The 13208-nt window shown below is 49.8% G+C and carries 11 protein-coding genes and 1 riboswitch; of the genes, 1 reads left to right on the top strand and 10 read right to left on the bottom strand.

Translation table 11 applies throughout. The annotated features are described in order from the left end of the window. Nucleotides 1–16: 16 nt before the first annotated feature. A complete protein-coding gene (locus EV294_RS18050) occupies nucleotides 17–1408 on the bottom strand; it encodes an amino acid permease (RefSeq protein ID WP_208403582.1) in 1392 nt (463 codons plus the stop codon). A gap of 168 nt (nucleotides 1409–1576) precedes the next feature. After that, a riboswitch (Lysine riboswitch) is annotated at nucleotides 1577–1767 on the bottom strand. A 213-nt stretch (nucleotides 1768–1980) separates the two neighbouring features. After that, nucleotides 1981–2964, bottom strand: a complete 984-nt coding sequence (locus EV294_RS18045; RefSeq protein ID WP_132309230.1) for an SLAC1 anion channel family protein — start codon at nucleotides 2962–2964, stop codon at nucleotides 1981–1983. 209 nt (nucleotides 2965–3173) lie between these two features. Here EV294_RS18045 and EV294_RS18040 point away from each other — a divergent pair, with 209 nt between their 5' ends. Next, nucleotides 3174–4277, top strand: a complete 1104-nt coding sequence (locus EV294_RS18040) for a GerAB/ArcD/ProY family transporter (protein WP_165930723.1) — start codon at nucleotides 3174–3176, stop codon at nucleotides 4275–4277. 212 nt (nucleotides 4278–4489) lie between these two features. Here EV294_RS18040 and EV294_RS18035 read toward each other — a convergent pair whose 3' ends face one another. From EV294_RS18035 to EV294_RS18000, 8 genes are all read right to left on the bottom strand, one after another. Further along, nucleotides 4490–5656: a Ger(x)C family spore germination protein gene (locus tag EV294_RS18035; RefSeq protein ID WP_132309226.1), complete on the bottom strand. Its 1167-nt coding sequence runs from the start codon at nucleotides 5654–5656 to the stop codon at nucleotides 4490–4492. 38 nt (nucleotides 5657–5694) lie between these two features. Then, complete coding sequence (locus tag EV294_RS18030; RefSeq protein ID WP_132309224.1) at nucleotides 5695–7275, bottom strand: spore germination protein; 1581 nt, start codon at nucleotides 7273–7275, stop codon at nucleotides 5695–5697. 129 nt (nucleotides 7276–7404) lie between these two features. Then, entirely contained in the window at nucleotides 7405–8316 is a 912-nt protein-coding gene (locus EV294_RS18025) for a hypothetical protein (RefSeq protein ID WP_132309222.1), read from the bottom strand. Between the two features lie 524 nt (nucleotides 8317–8840). After that, a complete protein-coding gene (locus tag EV294_RS18020; protein WP_132309220.1) occupies nucleotides 8841–9602 on the bottom strand; it encodes a glycerophosphodiester phosphodiesterase in 762 nt (253 codons plus the stop codon). Nucleotides 9603–9644: 42 nt separating this feature from the next. Further along, nucleotides 9645–10640, bottom strand: a complete 996-nt coding sequence (locus EV294_RS18015; RefSeq protein WP_132309218.1) for a CehA/McbA family metallohydrolase — start codon at nucleotides 10638–10640, stop codon at nucleotides 9645–9647. A 4-nt stretch (nucleotides 10641–10644) separates the two neighbouring features. Continuing rightward, nucleotides 10645–11109, bottom strand: coding sequence for a hypothetical protein (locus EV294_RS18010; RefSeq protein WP_132309216.1), 465 nt, complete (start codon nucleotides 11107–11109; stop codon nucleotides 10645–10647). Then, on the bottom strand, nucleotides 11106–11951 hold the full coding sequence (locus EV294_RS18005) for an ABC transporter permease (RefSeq protein WP_132309214.1): 846 nt from the start codon (nucleotides 11949–11951) through the stop codon (nucleotides 11106–11108). Before EV294_RS18005 ends, EV294_RS18010 begins: the two co-directional genes overlap by 4 nt. Further along, nucleotides 11951–13153 carry an extracellular solute-binding protein gene (locus tag EV294_RS18000; protein ID WP_132309212.1) on the bottom strand — a complete coding sequence of 401 codons (1203 nt, stop codon included), beginning with the start codon at nucleotides 13151–13153 and terminating at the stop codon, nucleotides 11951–11953. The genes EV294_RS18005 and EV294_RS18000 overlap by 1 nt, the downstream gene beginning before the upstream one ends. Nucleotides 13154–13208 lie beyond the last annotated feature (55 nt).

The raw sequence follows: 13208 nt of genomic DNA, 5'->3' as shown, positions 1-13208 counted from the left end.
TCTGCTTTTCCTTCTGTTACTCCACTGTAGGATCAATATTACATTCTTCAAGCTTTAAAAGCTTGGTCTTATACTTCCATTTGTATCCGAGCCAAATGGCAAGGAAAAACGGAATCCCGATATAGGAAGCAAGCATAAACGTCCAGTCTACCTTGCCGTCCGAGAACGCGCTGAAGCTTTGACCGATAATAACGATCATGCACATGACGCCCGCGAGAATCGGACCAAACGGATACCATAAAGAACGGTACGGCAGATCCTCTACTTTGCGTCCTTGCGCCACGTAAGCCTTGCGGAAACGGTAATGGCTGATCGCAATGCCCAGCCAAGCGATAAAGCCGGACATACCGGACGCGTTCAGCAGCCAGACGTAGACTTGTCCGTCGCCGAAGAAGGAAGCCAGGAAAGCCAGCATGCCAATCGCCGCCGTAGCAAGCAACGCATAGACCGGAATACCGCGCTTGTTCAATTTCGCGAAAATTTTCGGAGCTTTGCCTTCCTTCGCGAGTACCCATAACATACGGGTCGAAGCATACATGCCCGAGTTGCCGGCCGACAGTACCGAGCTCAGGATTACGGCGTTCATAACGGATGCGGCAATGCTGAGACCTGCTTTTTCAAAAATAATCGTAAATGGACTAGCTGCTACGCTGTCATCCGCAAGCGTGTCGGTTGTGTAGGGAATCAGCATCCCTACGACGAAGATCGCCAGGATGTAGAACAACAGAATTCTCCAGAATACGCTGCGGATCGCGCGCGGAACGTTCTCGCGGGGATTCTCGGATTCCCCTGCCGCGATACCTACCAGCTCCGTTCCCTGAAACGAGAAGCCTGCAGCCATACAGATCCCCAGGACCGCAAGCCATCCTCCCGATATGGGAGCATCGCCGGCCGTAAAGTTGCTAAAGCCAACGGCATCGCCTTTCCAGATTCCCACGATCATCAGAAGGCCGATGCCGATAAATACAATGACGGTTACGATCTTTATCATGGCGAACCAATATTCGGATTCACCGTAGCCTTTGACGGACAGCAGATTAAGACCAACCATTAAGACCAGGAACAGCGCGCTCCACAGGAAGGAAGGGCTGTTCGGAAGCCAGAATTTAATAATCAAGGTTGCGGCCGACAGCTCCGCAGCAATCGTAATGGCCCAGTTATACCAATAGTTCCAGCCGAGAGCAAAGCCCAAGGATGGATCCACGAATCTTGTCGCATACGTACTGAAAGTACCGGATACCGGCATGTAAGTCGCCATTTCGCCAAGACTGGTGACAAGAAAGTATACCATGATGCCAATAATGAAATAACCAAGCAATGCGCCGCCCGGACCGGCATCGTGAATCGCACCGCCGCTCGCGAGGAACAGCCCCGTGCCGATTGACCCGCCTAGGGAAATCATCGCCATATGCCTGGACTTCAGGCCTCTGCGTAATTTGTTCTCTTCTTTCACGAACTCATACTCCCCTTATCTACGTTTCCAATAGTGTCCCGATAATAGCAGCCTTATAAACGCAAAAAAGCCGCCTCTCTTTGCAAAAACAAGAAAGACCGCCTCGTCTTCCTCCATTCCAACTATCAAGATAGCACAACATATTGCCGTTGATTGAAGCAATATGACAGTTCCGTTCCTGTTCGGAGACGGCCCCAGCCCGTGACGGTCAGTAAACCGGACGGCTTCGGCGATGATGCCTTTCGTTCGGGATCCACGGTCTTACCGGACCTCCCCCTGATCTACTGATCAACATCGCGACCTCTACCTCATCGAATTGGATGAGGATTTACTATTTAATTTGACTGACATTGTCTTATATTAATGACCTAAGACCGATAAAGCAATGGATAAACAAACCAATTTTCCGTTTTGAACAAACGATTATACCAGGCGCAGGATACGACGATAGACGGTTTACAAAATTTCATCTTTCACCTTTTAAACTCATGAAAAACGGCAGCCATTTGGCTGCCGCTTGCTTCTTCTTATCCTTTGAGAAGTTTTCCGTTAAACAATATATTCAACGTGCGAATAAAGAGTACGAGCAGCACGGCGCTCAACAAAGCCAGAACGATAACGGCAATTGCGGTTAACGGCCATGAGTCGGCGTAAAGCGCGTACTTTAAAGCGGCATTGCTCAGCGCAGCCATCGGGAAGCTTACACCCCACCATGAAGCGCCAAACGGGATTGTTTTCTTGAACACTTTAAAGAACAGGACAAGGAACAAAAACAGGCCGAAGTAAAACAAGATGGACGCGAAGGAATCAACCCGCTGCTCGAAATTCGTGTAACCGAGAAATCCAACTTCGAACGGTGCAATCATAATAATCATGGAAGGCACTAGGCCGGCCGGCATCGGGGCGTGCTGGATCAGCCTGGATAGAATCAAGGTAAAGTAGACTAATGCCACAAATCCACCGATTGCAAGGGATAACAAGTTCACTTCGTGCGCCCAAGGAAAAGGCATTTGCCCGCCGGCAACGGAAATATCCAGGGTTCCCACCACGGGAACCAGCAAGGCTGGAACCATATTTTCAGGTTTGTGATTTCCGTTCAACAAGCGTGAAACGAAAACTAAACTTAGGACTAATGCCAGTACAGTCCCTATTCCCCAAATCACTTGTCCTGCCGCCTGACTATAGCTTCCAATAACCGAGGAAAGCAGAAGAATGGCAATCGTAATCGTACCAAAAAAATTCCCAAGGACGGGATGACTAAATTCGTTCTTTACTTGCTGAGGATATAAAACCCACTTTAAGAGGTAGCTTATGCTTAATACGATAAAGATGACAATAGCCAGAATCCCGATGGCATCCGCGATGACGGTGGAGGTACCCCATAGTTGGTTTGCTTCTCTCCAAGCGAGAGACAGACCGGATATCCCCATAACCGATGCAAATAGATTAACGGGCAAAAATTGGATGGAACCGATGCTTCTTTGTTTATTGACGGCAGTCATGGATTGCATCAAACGGACACCACTTTCTATAAGTTTTAGCGGAGTGCAATCTGCATGCCGATCAACGATCTCCTATTCGCTCATTGTATGAAAATCGCAACCATTGATCAATACCGTTGTTTCTATGATAACGATAGATAAAAACAATGATCTGTATAATTCCTCCATACACCGTCAATACTTGGAACACCTTTGCGACGAAATGGAGAGCAGCCAGGATGAAAGCGAGCGAAAAAATTACGGGAAATCAACTCAGTTTTCTGTTATTTACGTTTATTATCTCTACGAACTTATTAACGGTCCCTTCCTTCATGGTCATGTTCAGCATGCAAGACGCGTGGTTGTCCGCCCTGTTGGCACCGGTCACGGGAATCGTCAGCATATTGGTGATGATTGAACTGGCGAAGCGATATCCGGGTCAGACCCTTACGCAATACTGCTCGAAAATTCTCGGTAATGGGTTAGGAAAATTAGTAGCGGCCAATTACGTTTATTACTGGTTTGTTTCTATCACGACCATTACAATGCAGCATACGGGGTTTATCAGTACGTTATTGCTTCCGAAAAGCCCTGTCCTCATCATCAGTCTGACATTTCTTGTCGTATGCGGTCTGGCTGCTCATCTTGGTATTGAAGTAATCGCCAGAAGCAACGAGTTTCTTACCATGCTGCTGCTTGTTTTTTTTGTGCCTCTTTTGATTCTAACCGTAAAAGAAGCTAATTTTAACGAGATTAAGCCGATTCTAAGCGATGGCCTCTTTCCCGTCTTAAGAGGAGCAGTCAACCCTGCAGGAGGCTTCATGAATCAGGTCTTTATATTGGGATGGCTCCTCCCTTACTTAAATCAGCTTAAGGCAGCCCGTAAAGTTTCATTTATTGCGCTTTCCGGCATTTCCCTGATTTCTGTCAGTATCGTGATGCTTACGATTATGATTTTTGGTCCGTTAACGGGCAAACTGACCTATTCCTTTTTGAGCGTTGTCCAATACATCGGAATCGAAGGCTCGTTCGAGCGCCTGGAGGCTATCGCGGTTTCCACTTGGGTAATAGGCTGTTTCGTTAAGGTTTCCGTGTCCATGTTTATTTTTAGCCTGTGCGTAAGCCAGCTATTTGAACTGCGCAATTACCGGAGCATGATCTTTCCGCTTACCCTGCTGTCTCTGGTCGGATCCGTCTGGATCTTCAGGAATAGCGCCGAGCTTCTGAATTATCTAGCCTTCACATTTCCGTTGTTAGCCTTCATGAATCAAAGTCTGATCCCTTTATTGCTGCTGTTGATCGACTCGATGAGAAAGAAAATGAAGCGTTCATTATTTCAATAAACCCTCCCCGATCGGCTCGAGCCAGATTTGAAATGCCAGAATAAAACTCGGTACCTTAACTTGAGCAATCAGCAGCGAGCCTACCAGCATGGAAAGGCCTAAAATCCCCCCGCAAACAACGATCTCCCTCGTCTCCTGCTTCCTTCGCAGGGTCCTCATGAAGTAAATAAACCAAGCTATCACAAAAAGAGCGTAACCAACGATACATGCAGTCAATGGATAATCTCCTTCCCGCTTAATTGCAGAGGAGGTCCAGCCATACCGGCGCCTCCGATGGACAGCTTCACGTCAATGGCGACCTCCGCTTCGGAAAACTTGCGGTCCCATTGCGCTTGTAGGGCATTCCATGCCTTCGGCTTATTCCGGTAAAGCTCCCGTCCTAAACCAACGGCATCGGCGTTATATCGCTTTTGCAGCTGAACAACGGCATCTTTGATTTGTTTTTCCGCCGCTTTCTCTACTGCCTGTTGGACCAGCATAAGATTTTGCGGCCGAGTAACATCCAGAGTCGAATTATTCTCGATGAGGGTGCCTTTTGCATGCAATATAATTTTAAATTTAATGCGTTCCCCTTGAACGTCCGATGTAATCGTGCGATTGGCATGCGTGACGAGTACTCCCACATTCCCTTTGCCATCAGGCAGCTCCGTATTGATTCGGCCATCCTCCATGTGATCTCTCGCCCAATTTAAGCCATTCGCCTCGTAACTATTCAGCATGCCGACTAATTTCATATCTTTAAACACGGCTGCCCCGGACAGCTTGAACACGCTGGTTTTGCTCTGGCCTATGCCTTCCGAATCCGCCTCAATGACTCCCATAATGGGAGTAACCCCTTGGCTGGTTGCCGCCATGAAGAAATCCCTCAAGGTTACGGCGATTTCGCTTTGCTCAATCTCCATCTCTTTGACAGCTTCCATCGGCACCTGATCAAAGGGATACTGCGCTTCCAGAACTTGTTTAGCCTCTCCCCCTTTTACGGCCATGATATATGTTTTTAAGCGTTGACGCGGATCGTGGGCGAATACGTCCAGCACGTCGTTAATCCCCTTCCTGCCCAATGACTCGCCAATGAAAATCACGCTGCGATGGGAGGTGAAGAGCCTCCTGGAGCTCTTTTTTTGAATTTTTTCAAACGCGTCGTTGACATTCATGCCCGTGGCAGACATGACAAAAAATTTTTTGTGCTGATCCCCCTTCCCCCCCGTCTGCGAAGAAGACGGAAGGGCAAGCTGCAGGGTCAACATGCTCTCGCCCTTCTCCGTCAAATCAAATGCCGAACCCGTTATAAACGCAAGATCGTTAATTTCCGTACGATCCCAGCAACCGCTGGTAACTAAGAGGAGTAAGACTAAGCAAATACGAAGCAATGGTTTCATCTTAAATCCTTTCTCTTTCTTAACCGACTGGCCATCAGCTACTTACGTTTATTGCGGTAGGGACTTGGCTTTTGTCCGGCAGGTTCCCGAACGGGATTGCTCCCTCCTGTTGCCTGCGGCCTGAATCTTCTCGACCAGATCGGCGATCGAATGAGGATATCCTTCAGATTGGTTGTTGTAATCGGGCCTAGCGGCGTCAAATACGGAACGCCAAACGAGCGCAAGGAGGCGACATGCAAAACGATGCATAAGAAACCAAGCACGATACCGTAAAGCCCTAGCGTTCCCGCCAAAAAAAGGAGCGGAAAACGCAGCAGCCGGATACCGCTCGCGAAATTATAGCGCGGAATGGCAAACGTGGCGATGCCCGTTATGGATACGATAATCACGACCGGAGCGGATATAATGCCTGCTTCCACGGCAGCCTGTCCGATAACCAATGCCCCCACGATGCTGATCGCTTGACCGATTTGCTTGGGCAGACGAATACCCGCTTCTCGAAGCGCCTCAAAGACAACCTCCATAGAGAGCGCTTCGAACATGGCGGGGAAAGGTGCGGCCTCTCTCGAGGATGCAATGCTCAATACCAAATTTGTCGGAATCATCTCTTGATGGAAGGTGGTTATCGCCACGTATAAAGAAGGAGCAAAGATCGCGATGAAAATAAACAAGAAACGAATCCAACGGACAAAAGTGGCAATCGGCCAACGTGTATAATAGTCCTCGCTGGCTTGAAGCCCGGTCCAGAAGGTCATAGGAACAATTAACACAAACGGGGTGTTGTCGACTAGTATGGCTATTTTGCCTTCCAGAAGCTCGGCAACTACGACATCCGGGCGTTCCGTGCTATGAACCTGCGGAAACGGCGAGTACGGTAAATCCTCGATAAATTCCTCGATGTAACCGGAATCAAGAACGCCGTCAATTTGAATGCGGCTTACCCTATCGCGGACTTCTTCAATTAGAGAATCCCCGGCAATTCCAGCCACATAAGTGATGACAACCTGCGTCTGCGTCAAATCGCCGATTACGACGGACTCCGTTTTCAGCCTTGCTGATTTCAGTCTTCCCCGTATTAAGCCCAGGTTCGTTGCTATATTCTCGATAAATCCATCTCGTGGTCCGCGAATAACCTGCTCGGAGGAGGGCTCCTCAAGACTTCGGTGTTTGACGCCGTTTGCCTTGACCAGCAGAGCCTGACCGTCCGAGTCGGTTAAGACGGCTGCATAACCATCAAGCACCTGTCGAACGATCTCCTTCACTTGAGACGATAGCTTTGTCGCCCCCGCGGAGATGATTGATTCGCTTAATGCCGCCGCTCCCAAAGCTGCAGGCTCCGTCTCTTGTTTATTGCCGCTCTCGAATAACGGCTTCAGAATATGATCGTCAATGACCTGCTCGTCGACGAGACAGGCAAGATAAACAACAAGCGAATCTTGTCCGGCATAACGCGCTTTTCGGAATACAATGTCGGAGCAATTCTTGAATATGTCTCGGAAAATCGTCTCATTTTGCTCCAGAGCCGAGGAAAGCTCCTCCCTCCCGACATCCTCCGGCGACACTTCGGCTATGGATGGAAATTTGGGTTTTGCCCGCATCCATTTCTTGAACCGTTTCACTTGAAATGCCCCCTTAACAGATCCCACGGTATGGATATAGCTTCCCAATTATTGCCGTCTAATATTCCAACAAACAACATAAAACCATGAAGCTCAGCTCCATGGTTTCCTGATCTGTTGTGGGATATCTCAAGTTCTTGGCACAAGTATCGCATGATTATTTCTGATCTGACGGTAGGCAGCCGAGATACACATCAATAGGCCTGTTGTCACAAATACGCCAACCGGAAATGCCCATGTCCCCCAATCCGGGACGATAAGAGGCATTAACGATACGCCGAAGGCAACGGGCACAGGGGTTTTGAATACCTTGCAGAGAATAAAAGTGATCAGCACGTTAATCGCGCCGCTCCCAATCACTGAACCCGGCAACAGATGATACACGCCAACCGCAAGTATTGCCGTTAGAGTCAATACCGTCAAACGAGGCGATATCATCCTCCAATGGAATTTCTCCGTATGAAACAGCTCGAATATGAGGGCAAACACAGGCGGAATGATGAGTACATTTAATTTAGTTGTGAAGGCGAATCCGATCCAAAGAGCCAGAATCAAAGTTATAATGACCGTATCCTTCATCTTGCGAGCATCATTACTTGTCAATTTTGCCGGATCTCTGAACGCAAACGCGGCAATCATAATCACAAACGTGAATATAGCCGTAGAGATTGCGAACGTATAATCGTGCAGACCCAAAAAAATAGGCAGCAACGCAGCGGGAATCGTAGGGCCGAAATTAACGCGAAATACGTGCATCAGAATGACGATTAGAATTAAACCTAACCAGATCTTTAACAAAGGCGGCATTGACATATAGTTCAAGGAAGTTCCGATGAAGGCGCCCAATGTTGGGGAAAGCCATAAGTGAACGGGATTTTTGATCCAATGCGGTACCGGAAACACCATAACCCCCATTGCCATGCCGGCGATTTCGGGAAAAAGTATATCCCGCTGATTGGATACGGCAGCCACCGCAAGCATGAGACAAACTAAAAGGTATGCCGTTAAAAAACGCCCGGATTTAAGAGAATCCCAAAACATTTCGATTCGTCTCCTTTTCAAATCATCGCTTCGTTTCAGATGCTCCAAGACATCATCCCTAATATCCGCCAGCTTCTTACTTCCTATACAGATTATTGTAGCTATTTATTTCAAGAACCTAATTCGGGAAATCCACGTCCGGAGGTGGCATTTGAATGAAGGAGCAATCGGTTCGAGAATGACGTTTGCCTCGTATCCAAACATACTCCCGATCATATTTTTCCAATAAGCCCCCGCCCGTATATCTCTCGTTCAGAACTACCATTACGTATTGGCCGAAAAACAAAGCATTATCAAAATCCGCGTCAAATTGAAGGCGATTTTGATTCACGGTTATCCCATCCCTCTCTTTTCAGTACCTGTCTCGCACCTTCATTCTATGAAAGATGCTACGATAGATCAATATCGTAATCTCTATGCATACGATAGATAGAATTGATCGTTATTTCAAATTTGAATACAAAAAAGAGGTGTCCCATCGTCATTTCTCATGACTCAATATGGGACACCCCGATTTGAATTCGTTAGACCAAAGGCTGCTGATGCTGAAATACCTTCTTCACGTGCATGATCGAAGCAACATTACGCGTTGTGATGGAATAAACGCCCCACTCCGCGTATTGGCGCATCAGCGTTTCATCCTCGACGGTCCATGCATATACGGGCAGCCCCTGCCCAGCTGCATATTCCACAAACTCTTGCCGCAGGATTCCGTGATAAATATTTATTCCCATGCAGGAGGCTTCTCTGGCGTCCGCACAGGTCTGAATCATCGCTTCCCTGTACGGCATGGTCTTGAATAGTTCGACATTGACGTTAAGCAGCTTGCTCATATCCGGCTGCAGCCGCTGCGCGAGAAGCGCTCGTTCCCGTTCGCAGCCCGAGAAGAAGGCTTGCTTCAGCAGGCCGAATTTTTGGACCAGCGCCGCAGCAGGCTCAATTGCCTCATCAACCTTCAAGTCCAAATTTATGATTTTGCCGGAAGCTTGTACGAGCGGCAATATATCTTCCAGCTTAAGAAGGGGCGGTACTATCCCTATCTCCGGCTCGGCTTGCAGTTTGGTTAGCTCCTCGTAAGTCCTATCGGCTATATTCGCATGAAACCGTTCAACGGTAAGCCATTCATCGTCATGTGCCAGCACGGGAACCCCGTCCTTGGTCACCCGGATATCTTCTTCCAGCACGTCGGCACCAAGCTCGAGTCCAATCCGGACCGAACGCAGCGTATGCGCCTCCGTGTTCATGCTGCCTGCGTGGGCCGTTATTAGCGGAAAGCTTCGCGTCATTCTTGTCACACTCCCAACCAGCGTCTTTATTTCATCATAAGCTTATTCGGATACCGCGTAAATCGCATTCGTGAAAGCAATCATCGTACGCACACCGCGTACGTTCCCTTTAAGCTCTGCCCTAACCCACTTTAACCCATTCCCTGGAACCTCGAAACGATACCGCTCTTGATCCGGGCTTGCATGCTGCTCTCCGATAACGCCAAGGTTGCTTGTTAACGAGACCGAATAACGAGCTTCGGGAAACTCCCATAAGCCTGCTCTAACTTGAAAATCAATACTCACGGCAGCCTCGTAGCTATGGCTTCGTTCCTGCTCCGCCACGCGATCGCCAATCGTGTAAACCATCTTGTCGGAACGCAGCTCCAGCATCACTAACGGCCCCATTGTCACCGAAGCTCTTCCGGCGGCAAGCGCGCGAACGGCTTGTTCCGTTATGCTGCCTTCGCTGTCGTCGAGCTGCAAATACGTAACCGATAAAGGTTCGTCCGTCTGTTCCTGTGCATGCCAATCCCTTCCCGATGTTGCCGCAATCCGGAAGCCGTCGTTTAACCGCTCGGTCCATAGGCGAAACGCCCGGGAATTGTCCGTCTTAATCGAAGGGAACGTGCCCGACCATACCTCGATATAATCGAGCTGGTTCCAGTCCCGAATTTCAAATTCCCAGAAGCAGCCCGTGCACATCGGATTGCCGACGCGATAAGGATGCGCCATGCCGGCAATCCCGCCAAACGCATGGACCTGCTCGATCCCTTCGTGAATATCGTGTGGACCCGCGGGACGCCAGTCCACGAAGTCCGTCAGCCCGATCGTCACCATATGTCCGTGGAACGTTGTCCATTCCATGCCCGAAATAATGGTCAGTCCCGTCTCCTTCTCGACACTTTCCCTATCCTTTAAACCCGTCATCGTATTATGGTCGGTCAGTGCCACGCAATCAAAGCCAAGCGCCTTCGCCCCTTGCGCAAGCTCCAGCAGGGATTGCCTGCCGTCGCTGTGATTCGTATGACTGTGCAGCTCGCATGCCATCCAGCGCATCCTGTTAAGCCTCCTCATGATGAATTCGCAAGCGGTACCGGCAATCGTCCGTTACAATCTCATGGAGACTTAACGTAACCCTCCACAACCCTTCGATCAGCTCGCCGCTGACGAATCCCGGAGACGCATCCTTGCCTTCGATATACAGCAGCTGTTCCGGATCATGCCGATGACCGGCGCCACGATGCCGTTTGGGGTCGTCGACGGATACGGTAATCAGGTTTTTAAGAGGAAGAAACGACTCCCAATTCTCCAGCAACCGATTGCGCTGCGCCGGTTCCGTGTATTTGTTGATGCCGGCCGCAATTAATGGTCGAGCTTGTTCGCGGTCCTCGAGATTTTTAGGTGTGTAAGCGAATTCGATCCAGAGCTTTCCGCCCTGTCGATCCAGATGAAAGCTGTAGGCAATATGCGTCTTGGAGCAGACCGGAGTCACCCGCCCCTCCGCTTCCAGAACAAGACGTTTCATGAAGAACGCGCCCCCTCTTCCTTAATCATGCTGCGAATGTAGAAGTAACCCATGAACGAGCATAGCAGGAAGGTAAAGAACGCCAGCGCCGAAGCCTGCTCCTTCTCCTGAAATACGCCGAATATTTGTTCCATCGATACGCCAAGCATTTGCGGTGCATTAGGCCCAAGCAGGAACGGCGCCGTGAACGAGCCGATTACGCCCATAAAGACGAAGGTTACCGCGACAAGCAGCGTTTTGTAAGTGAGAGGTACGATAAACCGGGTGAAGATTCGGAGTCTGCCCGCACCTACGTCTTTCGCGCTTTCCATCACCGAATCCGGTATCGCCGACAAGGCAGACCCGAGCAGCATGGTCGTGAACGGAATATTGAACCACAGATTCGCGATAATAATGCCTTTCATATCGAAAATAATACGCGGGATTCCGCTCCCGCCAAACAGCAGCACCCACCGGGCTGCCCAGCCGTGGTTGCCCAACAGCTGAATCAAGCCGTACGTGGCAATGACCGACGGGATAAACATCGGGATCATGTACATATTCCGGATCCACCCGACTAACCTGCCTTTGTTGAAACGCATGTAAGCAGCCAGCGCATAACTGACAAGGAGCACGATGACGACCGAAATAACCGTTACTTCCAGCGAGAATACGATGTTGGAGCGCATGAGCTTGTCGGTAAACAGGAACTTGTAATTCGACAGGTCGATGCCGCCCTCCTTATTGGTCAGGCTCTCCTTAAATGATACGGCGATTGGGATGACGACCGTGACGAACAGCAGAAGAAAAGAGGGGATGACCAGAAGCAAGCCCAGTATCCCCATTTTTACTTGTTTGCTCATCATTGCGCCGCTACGTCGCTTTGCCAGCGTTTGTTGATTTCATTGCCCAGGTCGCCGATGTTAAAGGTCCGGAAGCCTTCAGCCACGCCTTTGAAGGAATCTTGAATGTCCTGCGGCATGTTCGACAGCTGGATGCCAGGGAAACCGTGCATTTTCGTCACCACGACCGACTGCGCTTCCGGAGACAGAACGAAGTTCAGAAACTCGTTAACCGCGTCCTTCTTATCGGACAGCTTCGGTACCATCAAGTAAGTCGGACCGCCGTTGAATCCCGGCGTAATTTGCGCGATTTTCGTCGTAGCCGGCAGCTGGCCGTTACCGATTTGCTCTAGCGCCATATCCGACCAAGCCGGGATCATGTCGACTTCGCCGCTGATGAGCAGATCCAGCGTGCCTTGGTTTTTCTTCGGATAAATGCCTTTGCCGTACACGTATTTGCCAAGCTCCTTCAGCGTGTCGAAGCCTTTGCCCCACTGCTCCTCAATGCTTGGATCGGAATTATGAATCGCCTCTTCCGGAAGCTTGTCGTACAGCGTCGTTGTGACAAACGAGCTGCCGGCGCCGCCCGTGGAAGGATCGTTGTAAGCGAAGCGTTCCGGATTGGCTTTAATCCAAGCGAACAGCTCGTCCAGCGTCTTCGGAGGCGTCGGCACTTTCTCGCTGTTGTACGCGAGCACCACGGCGGACGAACGGTACGGGACGGCCAGGTTGGATACGTCCTTCATCGTATTCGCGTCAATGGAAGCAAGATTGCTGATTTTAGCCGGATCAAGCGTTTCCCACAGATCGTCTTTTTGTCCTTGGGTTACGTTGCTCAGCCCGTCCTCGTACAGATCGATGCCGCCGGAGCCTTTGCCCGCCTGCTTCGCCGCGAGAATGCGGTCATACGTAGGCTGCGCGCCGGTACCGGACGGAATATACACCTCTTTGACCTTGATGTTCGGATGGTCCTTCTCGAACATAGGGATAATCGTGTCCCAAAGATTCTTGACGTTCTCGGAGCCCGTGAAGTAGAAGCTGAACTCGACCGGTTTGGCCGACGTGTCCGCCGAGGCCGTATTGCTGCCCGCATTCGTAGCGCCGGCGTTAGATGCCCCGGAATTGGCAGTATTCGTATTATTCGAGCTTCCGCAACCCGTGAGAAGAGCGGCGGTAACGGTTGTTACAGTCAATAAAGTTAGGGTGGATTTTTTGCTTAACATGCTTGTTTGCCTCCTTGGCATTGAGGAATTGTTGGTCATGCAGGGCATTCGACAG

It is taken from the genome of Paenibacillus sp. BK033 (assembly GCF_004345425.1).
GTDB lineage: Bacteria > Bacillota > Bacilli > Paenibacillales > Paenibacillaceae > Pristimantibacillus.
The sequence above is the reverse complement of the archived record's forward strand: the minus strand, read 5'-3'. Positions and strand labels throughout refer to the sequence as shown.

What these genes read in the sequence shown, in the direction of transcription:
- EV294_RS18035 (WP_132309226.1), bottom strand. Translation starts at nt 5,656, where the DNA reads ATGAAACCATTGCTTCGTATTTGCTTAGTCTTACTCCTCTTAGTTACC.
- EV294_RS18050 (WP_208403582.1), bottom strand. Translation starts at nt 1,408, where the DNA reads ATGGCGATGATTTCCCTAGGCGGGTCAATCGGCACGGGGCTGTTCCTC.
- EV294_RS18005 (WP_132309214.1), bottom strand. Translation starts at nt 11,951, where the DNA reads ATGAGCAAACAAGTAAAAATGGGGATACTGGGCTTGCTTCTGGTCATC.
- EV294_RS18025 (WP_132309222.1), bottom strand. Translation starts at nt 8,316, where the DNA reads ATGTTTTGGGATTCTCTTAAATCCGGGCGTTTTTTAACGGCATACCTT.
- EV294_RS18010 (WP_132309216.1), bottom strand. Translation starts at nt 11,109, where the DNA reads ATGAAACGTCTTGTTCTGGAAGCGGAGGGGCGGGTGACTCCGGTCTGC.
- EV294_RS18040 (WP_165930723.1), top strand. Translation starts at nt 3,174, where the DNA reads ATGAAAGCGAGCGAAAAAATTACGGGAAATCAACTCAGTTTTCTGTTA.
- EV294_RS18000 (WP_132309212.1), bottom strand. Translation starts at nt 13,153, where the DNA reads ATGTTAAGCAAAAAATCCACCCTAACTTTATTGACTGTAACAACCGTT.
- EV294_RS18020 (WP_132309220.1), bottom strand. Translation starts at nt 9,602, where the DNA reads ATGACGCGAAGCTTTCCGCTAATAACGGCCCACGCAGGCAGCATGAAC.
- EV294_RS18045 (WP_132309230.1), bottom strand. Translation starts at nt 2,964, where the DNA reads ATGCAATCCATGACTGCCGTCAATAAACAAAGAAGCATCGGTTCCATC.
- EV294_RS18015 (WP_132309218.1), bottom strand. Translation starts at nt 10,640, where the DNA reads ATGCGCTGGATGGCATGCGAGCTGCACAGTCATACGAATCACAGCGAC.